This is a genomic window from Nocardioides dilutus (genome assembly GCF_054779555.1).
On the sequence record NZ_BAAGYA010000004.1, the window covers coordinates 196,491 to 214,748 of the forward strand.

Annotated in this window: 20 protein-coding genes; 1 reads left to right on the plus strand and 19 read right to left on the minus strand. The window is 70.5% G+C overall.

Translation table 11 applies throughout. The features are described from left to right. Positions 1-11: 11 nt before the first annotated feature. The 11 genes from ACYVC6_RS22200 to rpsP all read right to left on the minus strand — a co-directional run bounded on the left by ACYVC6_RS22200 (position 12) and on the right by rpsP (position 8,433). A complete protein-coding gene (locus ACYVC6_RS22200) occupies positions 12-692 on the minus strand; it encodes a TadE/TadG family type IV pilus assembly protein (RefSeq protein WP_460716733.1) in 681 nt (226 codons plus the stop codon). Between the two features lie 164 nt (positions 693-856). Beyond that, on the minus strand, positions 857-2,746 hold the full coding sequence (locus ACYVC6_RS22205; protein ID WP_460716735.1) for a pilus assembly protein TadG-related protein: 1,890 nt from the start codon (positions 2,744-2,746) through the stop codon (positions 857-859). Continuing rightward, a complete protein-coding gene (locus ACYVC6_RS22210; RefSeq protein ID WP_460716737.1) occupies positions 2,746-3,240 on the minus strand; it encodes a TadE family protein in 495 nt (164 codons plus the stop codon). The genes ACYVC6_RS22205 and ACYVC6_RS22210 overlap by 1 nt, the downstream gene beginning before the upstream one ends. 173 nt (positions 3,241-3,413) lie before the next feature. Next, positions 3,414-3,725 carry a DUF2469 domain-containing protein gene (locus tag ACYVC6_RS22215; RefSeq protein ID WP_460716738.1) on the minus strand — a complete coding sequence of 104 codons (312 nt, stop codon included), beginning with the start codon at positions 3,723-3,725 and terminating at the stop codon, positions 3,414-3,416. Further along, the gene (locus ACYVC6_RS22220; RefSeq protein WP_460716740.1) at positions 3,722-4,426 is read right to left on the minus strand and encodes a ribonuclease HII; all 705 of its coding nucleotides are present in this window, start codon (positions 4,424-4,426) and stop codon (positions 3,722-3,724) included. Before ACYVC6_RS22220 ends, ACYVC6_RS22215 begins: the two co-directional genes overlap by 4 nt. Positions 4,427-4,436: 10 nt before the next feature. Beyond that, complete coding sequence (lepB, locus tag ACYVC6_RS22225; RefSeq protein ID WP_460716741.1) at positions 4,437-5,270, minus strand: signal peptidase I; 834 nt, start codon at positions 5,268-5,270, stop codon at positions 4,437-4,439. A gap of 24 nt (positions 5,271-5,294) precedes the next feature. Next, entirely contained in the window at positions 5,295-5,654 is a 360-nt protein-coding gene (gene rplS / locus ACYVC6_RS22230; RefSeq protein WP_460716742.1) for a 50S ribosomal protein L19, read from the minus strand. Between the two features lie 231 nt (positions 5,655-5,885). Then, complete coding sequence (trmD, locus tag ACYVC6_RS22235; RefSeq protein ID WP_460716743.1) at positions 5,886-7,040, minus strand: tRNA (guanosine(37)-N1)-methyltransferase TrmD; 1,155 nt, start codon at positions 7,038-7,040, stop codon at positions 5,886-5,888. A gap of 13 nt (positions 7,041-7,053) precedes the next feature. Beyond that, positions 7,054-7,602: a ribosome maturation factor RimM gene (gene rimM / locus ACYVC6_RS22240; RefSeq protein WP_460716744.1), complete on the minus strand. Its 549-nt coding sequence runs from the start codon at positions 7,600-7,602 to the stop codon at positions 7,054-7,056. 22 nt (positions 7,603-7,624) lie between these two features. After that, a complete protein-coding gene (locus ACYVC6_RS22245; protein WP_292672191.1) occupies positions 7,625-7,867 on the minus strand; it encodes an RNA-binding protein in 243 nt (80 codons plus the stop codon). Beyond that, on the minus strand, positions 7,867-8,433 hold the full coding sequence (gene rpsP, locus ACYVC6_RS22250) for a 30S ribosomal protein S16 (RefSeq protein ID WP_460716746.1): 567 nt from the start codon (positions 8,431-8,433) through the stop codon (positions 7,867-7,869). Before rpsP ends, ACYVC6_RS22245 begins: the two co-directional genes overlap by 1 nt. 300 nt (positions 8,434-8,733) lie before the next feature. Between rpsP and ACYVC6_RS22255 the strand changes: the two genes are divergently transcribed. Continuing rightward, on the plus strand, positions 8,734-9,297 hold the full coding sequence (locus ACYVC6_RS22255) for a hypothetical protein (protein WP_460716748.1): 564 nt from the start codon (positions 8,734-8,736) through the stop codon (positions 9,295-9,297). Between the two features lie 28 nt (positions 9,298-9,325). Here ACYVC6_RS22255 and ACYVC6_RS22260 read toward each other — a convergent pair whose 3' ends face one another. The 8 genes from ACYVC6_RS22260 to ACYVC6_RS22295 all read right to left on the minus strand — a co-directional run bounded on the left by ACYVC6_RS22260 (position 9,326) and on the right by ACYVC6_RS22295 (position 18,211). Then, a complete protein-coding gene (locus tag ACYVC6_RS22260; protein ID WP_460716749.1) occupies positions 9,326-10,402 on the minus strand; it encodes an amidohydrolase family protein in 1,077 nt (358 codons plus the stop codon). A gap of 78 nt (positions 10,403-10,480) precedes the next feature. Beyond that, positions 10,481-10,846: a hypothetical protein gene (locus tag ACYVC6_RS22265; protein ID WP_460716750.1), complete on the minus strand. Its 366-nt coding sequence runs from the start codon at positions 10,844-10,846 to the stop codon at positions 10,481-10,483. Next, positions 10,843-12,435: a signal recognition particle protein gene (gene ffh, locus ACYVC6_RS22270; RefSeq protein WP_460716751.1), complete on the minus strand. Its 1,593-nt coding sequence runs from the start codon at positions 12,433-12,435 to the stop codon at positions 10,843-10,845. Before ffh ends, ACYVC6_RS22265 begins: the two co-directional genes overlap by 4 nt. 33 nt (positions 12,436-12,468) lie before the next feature. Beyond that, positions 12,469-14,685, minus strand: coding sequence for a [protein-PII] uridylyltransferase (locus tag ACYVC6_RS22275; RefSeq protein WP_460716753.1), 2,217 nt, complete (start codon positions 14,683-14,685; stop codon positions 12,469-12,471). 132 nt (positions 14,686-14,817) lie between these two features. Beyond that, complete coding sequence (locus ACYVC6_RS22280; protein WP_460716754.1) at positions 14,818-15,156, minus strand: P-II family nitrogen regulator; 339 nt, start codon at positions 15,154-15,156, stop codon at positions 14,818-14,820. After that, entirely contained in the window at positions 15,153-16,484 is a 1,332-nt protein-coding gene (locus tag ACYVC6_RS22285; protein WP_460716755.1) for an ammonium transporter, read from the minus strand. The genes ACYVC6_RS22280 and ACYVC6_RS22285 overlap by 4 nt, the downstream gene beginning before the upstream one ends. 108 nt (positions 16,485-16,592) lie before the next feature. Further along, a complete protein-coding gene (locus tag ACYVC6_RS22290) occupies positions 16,593-16,931 on the minus strand; it encodes a P-II family nitrogen regulator (RefSeq protein ID WP_460716756.1) in 339 nt (112 codons plus the stop codon). After that, positions 16,928-18,211: an ammonium transporter gene (locus ACYVC6_RS22295; RefSeq protein ID WP_460716757.1), complete on the minus strand. Its 1,284-nt coding sequence runs from the start codon at positions 18,209-18,211 to the stop codon at positions 16,928-16,930. Before ACYVC6_RS22295 ends, ACYVC6_RS22290 begins: the two co-directional genes overlap by 4 nt. Positions 18,212-18,258 lie beyond the last annotated feature (47 nt).

Below are 18,258 nucleotides of genomic sequence, written 5' to 3' on the forward strand. Positions count from 1 at the left end.
CCGCATCCACCTCATGAGTGGTCGCCGCTCGCGCAGCTCTGGGTGGCCAGCGGCTCGAAGTTCATGACCGCGTGGTCCTCGAGAGTCAGGGAGTCACCGAACATGCCGGTGAACGTCTTGTGCTCGGCGACCAGCTGGATGCCGACCCGGTCGAGGGGGTTGGCCGCGGTGCCGGGGAAGCACGCACTGATGGTCCGGCTGTCCCACGTCCCTCCGGCGTAGCGGAACTTGTTGGCCGAGTCCCGCCACACGAACCGCACGCAGTTGGTGTAGCCCGAGCAGGTGGTCGGCATCGTCGTGTTGCCGTTGGAGCCGGGGTATCCCTCGTCGTTGGCCTTGTAGACGAGGATGTACTGGATCTGGTCGACCGGCATCGCCGAGCCGCTGCGCTGGATCGCGTCTGCGGCCATCTGGGCCAGAGCGGGCGCACTCTGCGGCGTGCAGGGTGGCTCCTCGGGGCCGGAGACGCACGTTCCCGGTCCGGCTCCGGCGCCGGTCGAGGCGATACGGGCCCCGACCCGGGTGTTGGAGACGACGACGTTGTGGTCGCGCATCAGGAACCCGAGCTCGATGATCCCCAGAACGACCAGCAGCAGGATCGGGGTGACCAGTGCTGCCTCGAGCGCCACGGCACCCCGTTCCTGCCGGCGCAGGCGCAGGCGCCGGCGTGCGACGAACGTCGACCCGAACACCGTCGCCCTCCTGACCTTCTGCCCCACGAGATGTGGTTCTCAGGCTGGCACGCCGGCGAGTCCGGCATCGGCGGAACCGGCTGGTAACTGGGGTAGGACTACGGAGAACTGACCAAAAGGACTAGTCCCACACGTTCCAGGCTGATCCGCATCAACCAGCCAGATCAACCAGCCAGCGCCGGGTCGTTGCAGCTGGGCCGCGGGAGGGCGAACAGGTCCGCGCCCCCCACCCTGACCCCCACCTGGCGCTGGAGCTGCGGGGTCACCAGTGTGTTGAGCGGGCTGACGACCATCGCGTTGACGTTGCCGGTCGCCGTCGCCAGCAGCGCGTTGAGCACGCCGTTCAGTCCAGAGATGGCGGAGACGTCGACGTCACCGTCCACGCCGTAGCCGGGGTTGAAGTCGACGTGGACCTGCGCGCTGCTGCTCACGGTCGGGGCAGCCAGGTTGTTGAGCACGATGCCGGAGCCCATCGACTTCGGGGTGCCGTAGTCGTCGTCGGGGTGACGGAACGACACGGTGCTCGTGGCAGTTCCCTGCGTGGTGGACGACGTCTGGATCGAGGACAGGTCGATGGTGATCGTCGCGATGTTGACCTCGAGGCCCAGCAGCGTGGTGATCCGCAGGTTGAGCGTGCCGTTGATGGCCACCGTCTGCTGGGTGCTCATCGACGACATCACCGAAGCCGACACCGCGACGTCGATGCCCTCGGCGTTGGCGGCCGAGGTCGCGTCGCCGCACACGATCCTGGTGAGCAGTCCCTCGGCCTGGGCGAGGTGGACCTCCGACTCGACGTACGTCGTCGCGGTGATCGGCCCGCCGGTGACGACGCCGCTCGTGATGCCCGTGAGCAGGCCACCCACGACGCCGCCGAGCGGGCCGAGGTTGGCGGTCAGGCTGCTCGGCCCGGTCAGGCTGCTCGAGACATCGGCGAGGTTGCCCGACAGCGTGAGGTCGGCCTGCCCGGTCCTGGCCCTGGCGCCGACGCCGCCGCATGCCAGCTTGGGCTTGTCGCCGACGAGCAGCGACGCGGTCATGCCGGTCAGCCCGGGCACCTGGGTGGCGAGGCCGGGCACGGACAGCGAGTTGGTCCCGTTGGCGGCGTACGCCGCGCCGACGACGAGGTCGAGGACGTTGAACGACGCCGCCAGCGCAGCGGTGTTGCCGGACTCGATGTCAAGCATGTCCCTGACGGCTACGTGGCTGGTCAGGTTCGCCTTGGTGCTCAGCGTCTGCAGCAGGGCGACCGACGCCGTGTCTCCACCGTTGGCCTGCAGCGCGCTCGCCATCGCCGCGTAGAACTGGCCGAGCGTGAGCCCGCCAAGCTCCAGCAGCTCGTCCGGGGAGGCGACGCCGAGGCTGCTCACACCGACCAGGTCGAGCAGGTCGATGTCCGCGGCCGCGAGGCCCTGGTAGCCCACGAGGGTGCTCGAGAACGTGCTGTTGTTGATCAGCTCGGGCATCAGCGCGTTGAGCAGGTTGCTGTCGTCCAGGTCCACGCCCACGGCGTAGGAGCCGAGCCGGAAGCAGGTCGACGGCGACGGGACCGCGACGGCGACCCGCGCCGCGCTCCCGCGCCCGGGCGCGAAGGCGAACTCGATGCCACCCTCCGCCCGCACCTCCAGCGCGGTGGGGACCTCGGACCCCGTCGCCTCCCTGGTCTGCGCCTGCCCATTGGGGTCGACCACCGTCTCGAGCCGATGGGTGGTGGGGTCCATGAAGGCGAGCGTCACCGTGACGGTCGGCAGGTCGCCCAGCACGTCTGCGTTGCGGTCCACACTCTTGGCCTGTGCGGCGGCCAGGGTCGGGTGGCCGTTGTAGCCGCTGTGGATCTGTGCGGCGGTGCGGCCGTCGACCAGCCGCACCAGGTCGAGCGCCACCACGTCGGCCAGGGCCTGGAGGTCGCGGCGTACGACGCGCTGCATCCCCAGGTCGACGGCGATCGCGGTCGAGGGAATGAGGACGACCAGGAGCATCGCCATCATCGGGATGATGGCGCCCCGTTCGTCACGCGACGAGGAGCGCAGCCGCTCGCGCGTTCTGGACCGGCGCATCAGCTGGTCCTCGCGACGGCGTCGTAGCGGAGGTCCTGGGGCAGCACGAGGCCGACTCCGGGGAAGCTCGGCGTCAGCGGGTTGTCCTCGTATCGGTAGTTGAGCGAGGTGGTGACGCAGTCCTTCGTCGGCTCGTTGGTGCAGGAGCCGATCGTCACCGAGCAGGTGCCGACGTCGGCGCCGTCCTTGCGCAGATGCGACCCGGCGGCGTAGCCGTCACAGCTGACGCCGTAGGAGCCCAGCGCCTCGTTGAGCGCGTGGAGACCCTCCTGCTGGCGGTCGGCGGCGGTGGGGAACGGCGACACGGCGGCCGCGCGGGCGCCCTCGGCGGCGCCCTGGCTCAGCGCCTGGCGGAAGCTCAGCATGTAGCCGTAGCTGATGATGCCCATCACCAGCAGGATGAGCAGGGGCGCGACGAGTGCGAACTCGACCGCGGCAGCCCCCCGCTCGTTCTTGTTCCGAGTACTCCGAGAAATCCGTGCGCACGTCACCACGAGCACTTCCTCGCTCCCCCAAAGACCAACAGCGGCCCCTCAACCGCTGCACAGAACGGTAACGGCGCAGTTACAGACTATTGGTCATTCCAGGGGTGGAATAGTCCGAAAGGGCTATGTGGGACGGCTTGTCCAGGCGGTGGCCGGACTAGACCTCCCTGGCCCGGAGACGGTCAGGAGGGCTTGGGCAGGTCGATGTCCGCCTGGTTGAGCTCCTCGACGTTGACGTCCTTGAACGTCAGCACCTTGACGCTCTTGGCGAACCGGGCCGGCCGGTACATGTCCCACACCCAGGCGTCGGAGATCGAGACCTCGAAGAACACCTCGCCCGCCTCGCTGCGGGCCTTCACGTCCACCTGGTTGCACAGGTAGAAGCGGCGGTCGGTCTCCACGACGTACTTGAAGATCCCCACGACGTCGCGGTACTCGCGGTAGAGCGTGAGCTCCATCTCGGTCTCGTACTTCTCGAGATCTTCCGCACTCACCGCAGCATCCTCACGGGGCCATCCTCCATCTCCGTGCCAAGCATCGGCTCGAGGCCCGCCGCGCGTCGCACGTTGACGAACCGCCGCCGGTGCACCGGACACGGCCCGTGCTCCTCGAGCGCGGCGCTGTGGACGTCGGTGATGTAGCCCTTGTGGGTCTTGAAGTCGTAAGCCGGGTAGTCGGCGTCGAGCTCGGTCATGATCCGGTCGCGGGTGACCTTGGCCAGCACCGAGGCCGCGGCGATGCAGGCGGCGACCCGGTCGCCCTTCCACACCGCAAGGCCGGGCACGCCGAGGCCGTCGACGGGGAAGCCGTCGGTCAGGACGTAGTCCGGGGGAACGGTGAGCTTCGCCACCGCCCGCCGCAGCGCCTCCACGTTGGCGACGTGCATCCCGAGGCGGTCGCAGTCGTCGTGGGAGATCACGACCACCGACCAGGAGACGGCACGCCTGACGATCTGGGCGTAGGCCCGCTCACGTGCCTTCTCGGTCAGCAGCTTCGAGTCGGCCAGACCGGGGACGATGCCGGCCTTGCCCGGCGGCAGGATGGCCGCGCCGGCAACCAACGGGCCGGCGCATGCCCCGCGCCCGGCCTCGTCGACGCCGGCGATCACCTCGACACCGTGCCGGCGCAGAGCACGCTCGTAGCCGTAGAGGCCCGCGTCGCGACGGACCGTGGCACCCCGAGGCAGTGTGCTCATGTCGGTATGGCTACTCGGGATCCGGCACGTCGGCAAGGACGTCGGCCCCGTTGAGGGTGCCGAACCGGTCGAACGGCCACAGGAGTACGAACACCTTGCCCACGATCAGGTCGTTGTCGACGAACTCACGGCCGGGCACGCAGTCGGTCTCACCCTCGGTGCACATGTGCACAGTGGAGTCGGCGGAGTGGGCCCGGTTGTCGCCCATCACGAAGACGTGCCCCTCGGGCACCGGGCCGGCGGACCAGTTGCAGTTGCCCGTCATCGGTCCGGCGCAGTCCACACCCGCCTCGTCCTTGACGTAGTCGGACTCGTCGAGGGCCTTCCCGTTGACTGCGATCCGCCCGTCACTGTCGCAGCAGGTGACCGTGTCGCCCTCGACCCCGATCACCCGCTTGACCAGGTGTCCTCCGGAGGGGAACAGGCCGAGCTTCGCCAGCGCCTCGGTGAACCCGTTGGAGGGTCCCGTCGACTCGTCGGGGCCGAGCCAGCCACCCGGGTCCTCGAAGACCACGAGATCGCCCCGCTTCGGCGCGCCGGTCCAGTAGGACCACTTCTGGACCAGGATCCGGTCGTTCTCGACCAGCCCCGGCTCCATCGACTCCGACGGGATGTAGAACGCCTGGACCAGGAGCGCCTTGATGACGACCGCCAGCACGACGGCGACACCAAGCAGCAGCAGCGTCTCCTGCCAGATGGGCAGGCTCGAGCGCTCGGCCTTCGCCGGCTTCCCGGCTCCGGCCTCGGGCTGAGCAGCGGGTGGCTGGGTGGCCTCGGACTGGGTGGCCTCGGCGGGCACGGACGGCTCGTCGGCGACGGGTGCGTCGCGCTCGTCGGGGGTCACGCGCTGAGTCTAGGGAGGGGCGACTCAGGCCTCGCGGCGTTCCTTGATCTTGGCGGCCTTGCCGCGCAGGTTGCGCAGGTAGTAGAGCTTGGCCCGGCGCACGTCACCGCGGGTGACGATCTCGATCTTCTCGAAGATCGGGCTGTTGAGGGGGAAGGTCCGCTCGACACCGACGCCGAAGGAGACCTTCCGGACGGTGAAGGTGCGACCCACACCGGAGCCGTGGATGCGGATCACGACACCCTGGAAGACCTGGACGCGGGAGCGGTTGCCCTCGACGACCTTGACGTGGACCTTGATGGTGTCACCGGCGCGGAAGTCCGGGACGTCGTCGCGCTTGACGGCGTTGCCGAGATCGGCGATCACGTTGCTCTGGTTGCTCATGACTGAGTGCTCCTCGCGAGTGCCACAGGTCAGCCGCGGTATCGGATGGTGGTGCGGTGTTCAGGTGTGGGCTCAGACGTGGTGGCCGGCGGCGTGGGCTCCCCCTGTGGCAGGAGGCCCGACGCGGATCCCCGGCTTGGTCGCACTGGCGATCTCCGGGCGGTCCTTCGGCCGACTGGGCCGAGGGACGAGTCTGCCACAGGCGCGGTGGGCCCGGCCAATCAGCGGCGATCAGCGTGGCTTGGTCAGGATCACCGCGCCCGGTGGCGCCGGCAGGTCCTTGCGCAGCCTGAACCCGGCCTTCTTGTACATCCGCTGGTTGGCGGCGCTGCGGACGCCGGTGAACAGGACGTACGACGACGCCTCGCTGGGCGCCACCGCCTGGATGTGCTCGAGCAGCGCCCGGCCGAGCCCACGTCCCTGGAGGTCCGGGGCGACCATGACCCGGCCGATGTCCCACGCCGTCGCCTCGCCGTGCACCGCGAGCCGGCCGCGCACCGCGCCGACCAGCCGTCCCTCCACCCGAACGACGAAGTAGGTCCAGTCGTCCAGCGACGCCTCGACGGCCTCCAGGGACTCGTGCAGCGCCGGGATGTCCAGCATGTCGTTGTCGAGGGCCTCCTGCACCCAGCACGCACGCTGGAGGGTGAGGATCTCGCCGGCGTCACCTCGGACGGCAGGGACGATCTCCCACTCCCCCACCCGGCTGGGATGCGCCAGGTCGGGCCGGCGCTCAGCCGTCCGGCGCAGGGCCTGCTCGGCCCGCCACGCGGCGATCGCCGCATGGTCACCGCCGAGCAGGACCTCGGGCACGTCCAGGCCCCGCCAGGACGGGGGCCGGGTGTAGACGGGGTGCTCGAGCAGGCCTCCCTCGTGGGACTCCTGCACGATCGACTCGGGGTTGCCCATGAAGCCAGGGAGCAGCCGGACCACGGCCTCGGAGACCGCCAGCGCGGCCACCTCGCCGCCGTTGAGCACGTAGTCGCCCAGCGACAGCTCCACCACCTCGGTGCGCGTGGCCGCGTGGTCTAGCACCCGCTGGTCGATGCCCTCGTAGCGGCCGCAGGCGAAGACCAGCCGGGGCCGCGAGGCGAGCTCTCGGGCGAGCGCCTGGGTGAACGGGCGCCCGGCCGGTGTCGGGACGACCAGGGTCGCGCCGTCCAGGCCGAGCTCGTCGAACGCCTCGCCCCAGGGCTCGGGCTTCATGACCATGCCGGCGCCCCCGCCGTACGGCGTGTCGTCGACGGTCCGGTGCCGGTCGTGGGTCCAGGTGCGGAGATCGTGGACGTGCACCTCGACCAGGCCCTGCTCGATGGCCTTGCCGGTGAGGGAGAGGCCGAGCGGGGCCAGGTAGTCGGGGAAGATCGTGAGGTAGTCGAGGCGCACGTCGGTCCTCGGCTCAGTCCTCGTCGAAGGGACTGACGAGCCCGGGCCGGTCGGCGATCACCAGTCGACCCCCCGGCACGTCGACCTCCGGCACGAGGGCGGCCACGAACGGCACCAGCGCGTCGCGGCCGTCGAGGGTGCGCACGGTGAGCAGGTCCTGTGCGCCCGTCGTGAGCGCCGTGACCTCGCCGAGGTGGGTGCCGTCGACGTCGTACGCCGCCAGCCCGACGAGCTGGTGGGCGTAGAACTCCTCGGGGTCGTCCGGAGTGCTGTCCGCGGGGATGGTGGCGTGGAGCACCGTCCCGCGCACGGACTCGGCCGCATTGCGGTCGGGCAGCTCCTCGAACCCGGCCAGCAACACCCCCTGGTGCCAGCGGGTGCTCGCGACCGTGAGCGAGCGCAGCGGGCTCGCCGAACCGGCCGGCGGCTCGGCGCGCAACGTGGCTCCGACGGCGAAGCGTTGCTCCGGCTCGTCGGTGCGCACGTCGACGGTCACCTCGCCGCGCAGCCCGTGGGGCTTGCCCACGCGGCCGACGACGACCTCGATGTGGTCGTCGGGCATCGTGCCTGACTCAGCGCCCAATTCAGCGTCGGCGGTCGACATCCACGAAGTCGATCCGCGCGCCGCCTCGGCCCGCGAGGGCCGAGACGACCGTGCGGAACGCCGTGGCGGTCCGGCCGCCCCGCCCGATCACCTTGCCGAGGTCGTCGGGGTGGACCCGGACCTCCAGGATCGAACCGCGGCGCAGCTGCTTGTCACGCACGGAGACGTCGTCGGGGTTGTCGACGATCCCGCGCACGAGGTGCTCGAGGGCTTCCGCCAGCATCAGCTGTCGGTGCCCTCGGGCTCGGTCTTGGTCTCGGCCTCAGCGGCCGCGGTCTCGGGCGTCTCCGCAGCCGGAGCCTCAGCAGCCGGAGCCTCAGCAGCCGGTGCTTCCTCGGCCGGGGCCTCAGCAGCCGGGGCCTCCGCAGCCGGTGCTTCCTCGGCGGCCTTCTTGGCAGGCTTCTTGGCGGCCGCCTTCTTGGTGACCGCCTCGCCGGAGGAGTCGCCGTGAGCGTCCTTGAGCGCCTCGTTGAAGATCTCGAGCTTGTCGCGCTTGGGCTCGGCGACCTTCAGCGTGCCCTCGGTGCCCTTGAGGCCCTTGTAGGTCTGCCAGTCACCGGTGATCTTGAGGATCTTGGCGACGGCGTCCGACGGCTGCGCACCCACGCCCAGCCAGTACTGGGCCCGGTCGGAGACCACCGAGATGTAGGAGGGGTCCTCCTTCGGGTGGTACTTGCCGATCTCCTCGATCACCTTGCCGTCGCGCTTCTTGCGGGAGTCGACGACGACGATGCGGTATTGCGGCACCCGGACTTTGCCCAGGCGCTTCAGACGGATCTTGACGGCCACGGTTGTGGTGTCTCCTCAGAGTTCTTGTGTTGCTCAGGTGGTGGAGGTACGGCGTGCGCGTGGGGCGTGCGGACCGGGCTCCGGGGGCTCGCATCCGACCGGGTGAGAGGGTCCGTTCGGTCGCGAGACTCAGCGGGCAAGTCTGCCAGACCTCGCCGGACCGCCGAAATCTCCGAGCCTGCTGGCTCCCGAGCTTGCGAGGGAGGCAGCGGGAAGCGAGGAGGTTGAGGAGCCGTGGCGAGGGCCGAACGTGGTGAGGGACTCGCCACGGCGTCACGAAACCGAGCAGACTCCAGTCCGATGACGGAGTACATCAGCGCCACGCCCGAGCCGGCCGGACCCGCGAAGCCCAGACCCAGAGTGGTCTGGTTCGTGGTCGGCGCCCTGCTGGTCGTCGCCGGGATCCTTGCCGGGGTCGTGCTGTTCGTCCGGATCTTCGACAGCGGGTTCCTCAGCGTCGAGGCGACGATCCCCGCGGACGGCGCGCCGCACCCGGTCACGGTCGCCACCGACGGCGACCGATATCTCTGGGAACAGGAGCACGGCGCCGCCGAGTGCGTCGTCCGCGACGCCGACACCGGCGGAGCGATCTCGCTCGACCCGGTCAACGGCACGATCACCCGCAGCGTCAACGGCGACGCCTGGCAGGCCATCGCGTCGTTCGACCCGGGCTCCGGTCACCTGTCGGTGACCTGCTCGGCCGACGAGGGTCCCGCCCAGATCGGCCCGGCGCTGGTCGTCGGGGACTTCGTGCTCCGCATCGTGCTGGCGGTCGTCGTCCCGCTGCTCCTCTTCGGCCTCGGCCTGGCACTGCTCATCGGCACGACGATCCTGTGGTTCACCCGGCCGGCCCGGACGGACTGACGGGCTGGCTGGCTGGCTGGTCGACGGCTCAGCCGACGACCACCCGGCCGCGCAGCATCACGCAGGCGGGCCTGGCCAGCACCGACAGATCGGCCAGCGGGTCCGCGTCGTAGACCACGAGGTCGGCCGGCGCCCCCTCCTCGAGCGTGGGGTTCCAGCCGAGCCACTCACGCGCCCGCCAGGACGCCGCACCCAGGGCCGCCGCGGTGGACATCCCCAGGTCGGCCATCGCCACGACCTCCCCGGCGATGTTGCCGTGCTTGCGCACTCCCCCGCCGTCCGAGCCGGCGTAGAGCGGCACCCCCGCCTCGTAGGCGTTCATGATCGTCTCGCGCCGCCGGGCGAACAGGTCGGTCATCGTCGCTGCGTAGTCCGGGAACTTCTGGGCGCCCGCCTCGGCGTACTCCGGGAACTTGTCCACCTGCATCACGGTCGGGACCAGCGCAGTGCCGTGCTCGACCATCGCCGCGACGAGGTCCGGTGTGAGGCCCGTGCCGTGCTCGATGCAGTCGATCCCGGCTTCGATGAGGCCCGGCAGCACCGCGGTGCCGAAGCAGTGCGCCGTCACCTTGGCGCCGTGGTCGTGGGCGACCCGGATCGCCTCCGCGAAGACCTCGGGTGGGAACGACGGGGCCAGGTCGCCGGTCTCCCGGCTGATCCAGTCACCGACCAGCTTGACCCAGCCGTCGCCGCGCTGCGCCTCCTGGGCGACGTACGCCGCGAGCTCCTCTGGCTCCACCTCGTGGGCGTAGTTGCGGATGTAGCGCCTGGTCCGGGCGAGGTGCCGCCCGGCGCGGATCAGCCGGGGCAGGTCCTCGCGCTCGTGGATCCACGCCGTGTCCGCCGCCGACCCGGCGTCCCTGATCAGCAGGGCGCCGGCGTCGCGGTCGTCGATCGCCTGCTGCTCGGTCTCCTCGACGCTGGTCCCACCGTCGTCGTTGAGCCCGAGGTGGCAGTGCGCGTCGACCAGGCCCGGCACGACCCAACCGCTCGCGACGGTCTCCGCCCCCGCCTGCTTCTCCAGCGTGATCCGTCCGTCCACGACGTAGAGGTCACGGACCTCGCCGTCGGGGAGCACCGGACCCGAGATCTTCAGCGCTGGCACCCGACGGACGTTACCGGGCCTGGCTTGTGGGTCGGAGCGGCCTCATCCGCGGGAGGTTTCCCCTCGCCGAGCAGTGCCTCAGAGCTGGTCGAGGAGCCAGGACGGACTCATCGCCGCGGCCCCGACGGCGTTGACGGCCGCGGCGAGGAGCCGGTCGGCGGTGATGACGGTGACCTGGTCGCCGCGCCCGACCGCGGCCCGCGCCTCGGCTGTGATCGTGGTGTCGCCGTCGCGCGGCGCGTGGACCGTGACCAAGTGGCCGTCCCGACCGGCGGGGACGCCGCCCTTGGCCGCGCCCTCGAGGACCAGCACCGTGATGTCGTACGACGTGTCCGCGACCAGAAGCGACTCGTGGAGACGCCGCGCGGCGCCGGCACGGTCCTTCCACCAGCCATCGGGTCGGCTGCCGACGACGTTGGCCCCGTCGACCACGAGAACTCTCACTTGAGGTACTTCGAGAAGTCCTTCGGCAGGTTGAGGGCGGCGGCGGCCTTCTCGTAGTCGACCTCCTCGGCGTCCCCGGACGGCACGCCGAACGGGTTCGCCGGAGCGGCGGCGGCCTTCTCCTTGGCCGCGGCCGCCTCCTGGGCGGCCTTGGCCGGGTTGCCGGAGCGGCGGCTGCCCTTGCCCTTCTTCTGGGCGGCCTTCTGCTTGGCCTGGCCGCGCTTGCCGCCGCCGGCCATGCCGGGCATCCCAGGCAGACCCGGCATCCCGCCCTTGGCGAAGGACATCATCATCTTGCGGGCCTCGAAGAACCGGTCGACGAGGTTGTTGACGTCGGAGACCTGACGGCCCGAGCCCTTGGCGATCCGGGCCCGGCGGGACCCGTCGATCATCTTGGGGTTGGCCCGCTCGGCCGGCGTCATCGACTGGATGATCGCCTGGATGCGGTCGATCTCGCGCTCGTCGAAGTTGTCGAGCTGGTCGCGGAACTGCCCCATCCCGGGCAGCATCCCCATGATCTTGGACATCGACCCGAGCTTGCGGACCTGCTGCATCTGCTCGAGGAAGTCGTCGAGCGTGAACTCGCCGCCCTGGCCGGTGAGCTTGGCAGCGGCCTTGGCGGCCTGCTCGGAGTCGAACGCCTTCTCGGCCTGCTCGATGAGCGTCATGACGTCGCCCATGTCGAGGATGCGCGAGGCCATCCGGTCGGGGTGGAAGACGTCGAAGTCGGTCATCTTCTCGCCGGCGGAGGCGAACATGACCGGGCGGCCGGTGACCGAGGCCACCGAGAGCGCGGCGCCACCACGGGCGTCGCCGTCGAGCTTGGTGAGGACGACACCGTCGAAGCCGACGCCCTCGAGGAACGCCTGAGCGGTCGCCACCGCGTCCTGGCCGATCATCGCGTCGACCACGAACAGCACCTCGTCGGGCTGGACGGCGTCGCGGATGTCTGCGGCCTGCTTCATCATCTCGGCGTCGACGCCGAGGCGGCCCGCGGTGTCGACGATGACGACGTCGTGGAGGGTCCGCTTGGCCTCCTCGATCGAGCCCCGGGCGACCGCGACCGGGTCACCACCGTGCTCGATTCCCTGGGCGTTGCCGGGCTCTGGTGCGAAGACGGGTACGCCGACGCGCTCGCCGTTGACCTGGAGCTGGGTGACCGCGTTGGGGCGCTGCAGGTCGCAGGCGACCAGCAGCGGGCTCTTGCCCTGCTCCTTGAGCCAGAGCGCCAGCTTCGCGGCCAACGTGGTCTTGCCGGCGCCCTGGAGGCCGGCCAGCAGGATGACCGTCGGGCCGCTCTTGGCGTAGCGCAGCCGGCGCGTCTCGCCGCCGAGGATGTTGACGAGCTCCTCGTTGACGATCTTGACGATCTGCTGGGCCGGGTTGAGGGCCTGGCTGACCTCCTCGCCACGGGCCCGCTCCTTGACCGCGGCCACGAACTCCTTGACCACGGGCAGGGCGACGTCCGCCTCGAGCAGCGCGATCCGGATCTCGCGGGCGGTGGCGTCGATGTCCGCCTCGGAGAGCCGGCCCTTGCCACGGAGGTTCTTGAAGGTGTCGGCGAGACGGTCGGAGAGAGTGGCGAACACAGATGGATCCTCGGGTGTTGGGGAGGCTCCAGCCTAACGAGCGACGGAGAGCGCCTCACGGACCGCGTGCGCGGCAGCCGCGGCCCGCTGGTCGCTGAGCACCCCGGCCGAGGCCTCCTGGAGGTAGAAGACGTCGACCGCCTGCGGCCCCAGAGTGTCGACGTGCGCCGAGCGCACCGTCACGTCCAGCTGCGCGAGTGCGGCGCAGACCAGGTGCACGACACCGGGACGGTCGGTGGTCCGTACTTCGAGGACCGTGGCGTGTGCCGACGCCTCCGGGCGGACGTCGACCGAGGGCGCCAGCGCGGACGGAGAGGACACCTGCAGCCGCGAACTCGGGTCGAGCCGCCCCTCGGCCACCCCCTCGTAGGTCTGGCGAAGGGTCGCCGGCTGGAGCTGCTCCTCGACCACCTCCCACACCGAGACGCCGAACCCGTCCTGATACCAGGCGCGCGCCGCACGAACGCGGATCCGCTGCAGGGCGAAGACAGCGGTGACGTCGGCGAGCAGGCCCACTCGGTCCGGGGCGGTGACGGTGACCCGGCTGCCGTCGTCGAGATCCTCGACGGAGAACACCGCTGCCCCCTGCTTGGCCGCCGCTGGGATCTCGACCTCCTCGGACCCGATCGCCGGCAGGGCCCGGCCGCTGCTCAGTGCGGCGGCGGTGCGTCGCGAGAGGTCGAGGATCAGCCCGGCCCTCCAGGTCGACCATGCCTTCGGCGAGGCGGCGCGCGCGTCGGCCTCGGTGAGCACGGTCAGCAGGTCGAGAGCCTGGCGGGTGCCGACCCGATCGGCGACCGTCTCGACGGTAGCCGGGTCGTCGGGATCGCGGGTGGTCGCGGTCTCGGCCAGCAGGAGGTGCCACCGGACCAACAGGGCGATCAGCTCCACTCCGCTGTCGTCGAAGCCCATCCGGGTCGCGATCGAGCGCGCGATCGGCTCGCCGGCGACGCTGTGCTCGGTCAGGCTGCCCTTGCCGATGTCGTGCAGCAGGGCGGCGACCATGAGCACGTCCGGCCGGTCGACCCGCCGGATCATCGACGACGCCTCGATGCACGTCTCGACCACGTGCCGGTCGACGGTGAAGCGATGGATCTCGGAGGAGTGCGGCAGCAGCCGGATCCGCTCCCACTCCGGCAACAGGCCGGTGAGCGCCCCCGTCGCCTCGAGGGTCTCCCAGGTCCCGAGGAGCCCGCGGCCCGCGGCGAGCATGCGCACCAGGAGGTCGCGGGCCTCGGCCGGCCAGGGCGTCGGCATGGGCGCACATTCGCGGGCCAGCCGGGCCGCGGTCGGCGGCGCGAGCACGACGTCGCGCTCGGCGGCCGCCGCGGCGGCCCGCAGGAGCAGGGCCGGGTCCTCGGCGGGCCGGGCCCGCTTGTCCAGCACGATCTCGCCGGCCGCCAGCGCCACCCCGTCGGCGACAGGCGTCAGCGACGGCCGGCGCGCAGCGGTCGCCCGGTCGAGAGCGTCGTCCACCCGGCGCCAGGTCAGTCGCGAGAGGTGTGCCATCCGCCGGCCCAGCTCCCGCACGGCCACCTGGGCGGCGCGGGCGTCCTCCACCTCCAGCAGTGGCGCCAGGTCGCTCCACATCTCCGGCGTGATCCGGTCCGTCGCCCGGCCGGCGATGGCGTGGACCTGGTCACGGACGTCGAGCATCGCCAGCCGGCTGCGCTCGAGCTCGACGTGCGGCACGTCGACCAGCCAGGTCGCCACCAGGGCCTTCAGGACCGTCGCGTCCCGGATCCCACCCTCGGTCTCCTTGAGGTCCGGGACGGAGGCGTGCGCCAGCTCACCCATCAGCTCGTGCCGGGAGTCGACCAGCGCCCGCAGCGCGCGCAGCCGGTGCCGGGCGTCTCGCCGCCACTCGGTGAGCATGGTGGTCCGCAGCCGCAGGGTGAGGTTGGGGTCGCCGGCGACATGCCTGACGTCGAGCAGGCCGAGCGCGACCTTGAGGTCGGTGCCCGCCGTCTCGACCATCTGCGACAGGGTGCGCACCGAGTGGTCGAGGTTGGCCCCCGAGTCCCACAGGGGGTACCAGACGGTGCCGGCCACCTCGCCCAGGTCGAAGGCAGGCTGCTCGTCGTGGACCAGCACCACGTCGAGGTCGGAGTGGGGCGCCAGTTCGCTACGGCCGTAGCCCCCGACCGCCACCAGCGCGGCGCCGACGTCAGGCCCGGAGACCGACTCCCAGGCGCGGACGCACAGCGCATCGGCCGCGGCCGTGCGCTCCGCGCGCTCGGCCGCGGTCATCGGCCGCTCAGCCCGAGCCTGCTAGGGCTGAGCGACAGGCGATGAGGTTGAGGAGGCTCGGCGCAGGCACCGAGCTTGCGAGGTGACTGCGCGAGCCGTCTCGAAACCACCGCAGGAATCGCTGGAACTCGACTACAACGCCGCGTCGTCGCGGTCGCCGGTGCGGACCCGGACCACCGACTCGACGGCCTGCACCCATACCTTGCCGTCGCCGATCCGGCCGGTCTGGGCGCTCCGGGTGATCGCGTCGACCACGGGCTCGACGTCGCCGTCGGCCACCACGATCTCGATCCGGACCTTGGGCACCAGCGCGATGTCGTACTCCGCACCGCGGTAGACCTCGGTGTGCCCCTTCTGACGGCCGTAACCGCTGACCTCGCTGACCGTCATGCCCGTGATGCCGACCCCCTCGAGGGCCGCGCGGACGTCCTCCCACTTGTGCGGCTTCACGACCGCGGTGACGAGCTTCATGATCCGAGTCCTCCTTGGGTGAACGGGCCACCCGAGCTGGTGGTGCCGCTGGTGGGATGCAGGTCGTACGCCGTCTCGGCGTGCACCACGAGGTCGATGCCGCTGACCTCGTGCTCCTCGTCGATCCGGAAGCCCATCGTCCTGTGGACGACGAAGCCGATGATGCCCGACACCACGAAGGCGTAGACGAGCACCACCCCGCCGCCGAGGAGCTGGCGCCCGAGCTGGTCGGCCCCGCCGCCGTAGAACAGGCCGTCGACGCCGGTGGGCGCGGCCGCCGTGGCGATCAGCCCGATCCCGAAGGTGCCGACCAGCCCACCGACGAGGTGGACCCCCACGACGTCGAGCGAGTCGTCGTAGCGGAAGCGGTACTTGAGGCCGACCGCCAGCGCGCAGACGACTCCGGCGACGAGCCCCATGGCGATGGCACCGATCGGCGACACCGAGCCGCACGACGGCGTGATCGCGACCAGACCCGACACCAGGCCGGAGGCGGCGCCCAGGGACGTGCCGCGGCCGTAGCGAATCCGCTCGAGGAGCAACCAGCCCAGCGAGCCGCTCGCCCCGGCGAGCAGCGTGGTCGTGAAGACGACCGCGGCGGCCTGGTTGGCGCCCAGCGCGGACCCGGCGTTGAAGCCGAACCAGCCGAACCACAGCAGTCCCGCGCCGAGCATCACCAGCGTCAGGTTGTGCGGACGCATGGGCTCGTTGCCGAACCCGACCCGGGGGCCGAGCACCAGCGCCAACGCCAGCGCCGAGGCGCCCGAGCAGATCTCCACCGCCATGCCGCCGGCGAAGTCGATGGTGCCGACCTCGTTGGCGAGCCAGCCGCCGACGTGGTCGCCGGCGGAGAAGTCGAACACCCAGTGCGCGACCGGCGCATAGACCAGGAGGGTCCACACCGCGACGAAGACCATCCAGGCGCCGAACCGGGCCCGGTCCGCGATCGCGCCGGAGACCAGGGCGCCGGTGATCACGCAGAACAGGCCCTGGAAGACCGCGAACAGGATGAGCGGGATCCCGGAGTCTCCGTTGCTCTCCTCGCTCATCAGCTGGCCCAGGCCGGCGTACTGGGTGGGGTCACCGAACAGGCCGAGGGTCACGTCATCACCGAACGCGATCGAGTAGCCGACCAGGACCCACAGGATGGAGATGACCGCGAGTGACCCGAAGGTCATCATCATCATGTTGAGGACGCTCTTGGAGCGGACCATGCCGCCGTAGAAGAGCGCCAGGCCCGGGGCCATGAGCAGGACGAGAGCTGAGGCCGCGAGCAGCCAGGCCGTGTTGCCTGAGTCGAGTGCAGGGTCGATGGCGAGCGAAGTCACGGGGCCACAGCCAACCCAGCAATTGTTTCGGGCGTGTTAACGCCCCGGCCGTCTCAGTCACTGCTGGGACGGCCGGGGCGTCGACACGGTTGGTGACGACGAGGCCGGCTACAGGGCCGCCGCGTCGCGGTCGCCGGTGCGGACCCGGACCACGGTGTCGACCGGGCTCACCCAGACCTTCCCGTCGCCGATCCGGCCGGTCTGCGCCGTCTTGACGATGATCCCGACGACGTCCTCGGTGTCACCGTCGTCGACGACGATCTCGATGCGGATCTTGGGCACCAGCGCGATGTCGTACTCCGCGCCGCGGTAGACCTCCGTGTGGCCCTTCTGGCGGCCGTAGCCGCTGACCTCGCTGACCGTCATGCCGGTCACGCCGAAGGTCTCGAGGGCCTCGCGGACGTCCTCCCACTTGTGCGGCTTGATCACCGCGGTGACGAGCTTCATGCGTTGGCTCCTTCCGTGACCGGAGCGGTCTTGGTCGCCAGGACGCTGGACGAGCCGCCCCCGCTGGTGTGGATGTCGTACGCCGACTCGCCATGAGCAACGAAGTCGATGCCCTCGACCTCGTCCTCCTCCGCGAGGCGGAGACCGATCGTGTACTTGATCGCCAGACCGATGACCAGCGTGATGACGCCGGAGAAGGCGATCGCCACGAGGGCACCCAGCGCCTGGTCACCCAGGGAGCCGAAGCCACCGCCGTAGAAGAGGCCGTCGATGGCGCCCGCACCCTCCGAGGTGGAGAAGACCCCGATGAGGACGGTGCCGATGATGCCGCCGACCAGGTGGACGCCAACCACGTCGAGCGAGTCGTCGTAGCCGAGCTTGAACTTCAGGCCGACCGCCCAGGCGCAGACTGCGCCGGCGATGGCGCCGATCGCGACCGCGCCCTCGATGTCGACCGCACCGGCGGCGGGGGTGATGGCGACCAGGCCCGCGACGATGCCGGAAGCGGCACCCAGGGAGGTGGCCTTCTTGTGCATGAAGTACTCGATCAGCAGCCAGCCGAGGATGGCGGCCATCGTGGCGAGCGTGGTGTTGGCGAAGGTGCGGCCGGTCTCGGAGAAGAACTGAGCGATGTTGTCCTCCTCGGTGGCGCCGGTGAAGACGATCGAGCCGACGTTGAAGCCGTACCAGCCCATCCACAGGAGACCGGCGCCGAGCATGGTCAGCGTCAGGTTGTGCGGCCGGATGGCCTCCTTGCCGAAGCCGACGCGCTTGCCGAGCAGGATGACCAGGACCAGGGCGGCCATACCGGCGTTGATGTGCACCGCGGTGCCGCCGGCGTAGTCCTGGGCGCCGATCCGGCCGCAGATGAGCGAGTCGTCGGTGCAGCTGAACACCATGTGCGCCATCGGGAAGTAGGCCAGCAGGGCCCACAGGGGCACGAAGACCACCCAGGCGGCGAACTTCATCCGGTCGGCGACCGCGCCGCTGATCAGGGCGACGGTGATGACCGCGAAGGTCATCTGGAACATCACTCCGATGTAGCTGTCGGTCGTGACACCGTCGAGCCAGAGCAGCTCGGTCGGGTCGGCGAAGAACGTGCCCTCGCCGCCGAAGCCCATCGACCAGCCGACCGCGACGTAGAGGATGCCGACGATCGCGGCCGCGATGTAGCTCATCATCATCATGTTGAGCACGGACTTCGAGCGGGACATGCCGCCGTAGAACAGCGCCAGCGCAGGAACCGTCATCATCAGCACGAACGCTGTCGCGATGAGCATGAAGGCGTAATAGCCGTCCACAGAACCTCCATGGAGAATGCGGGAAC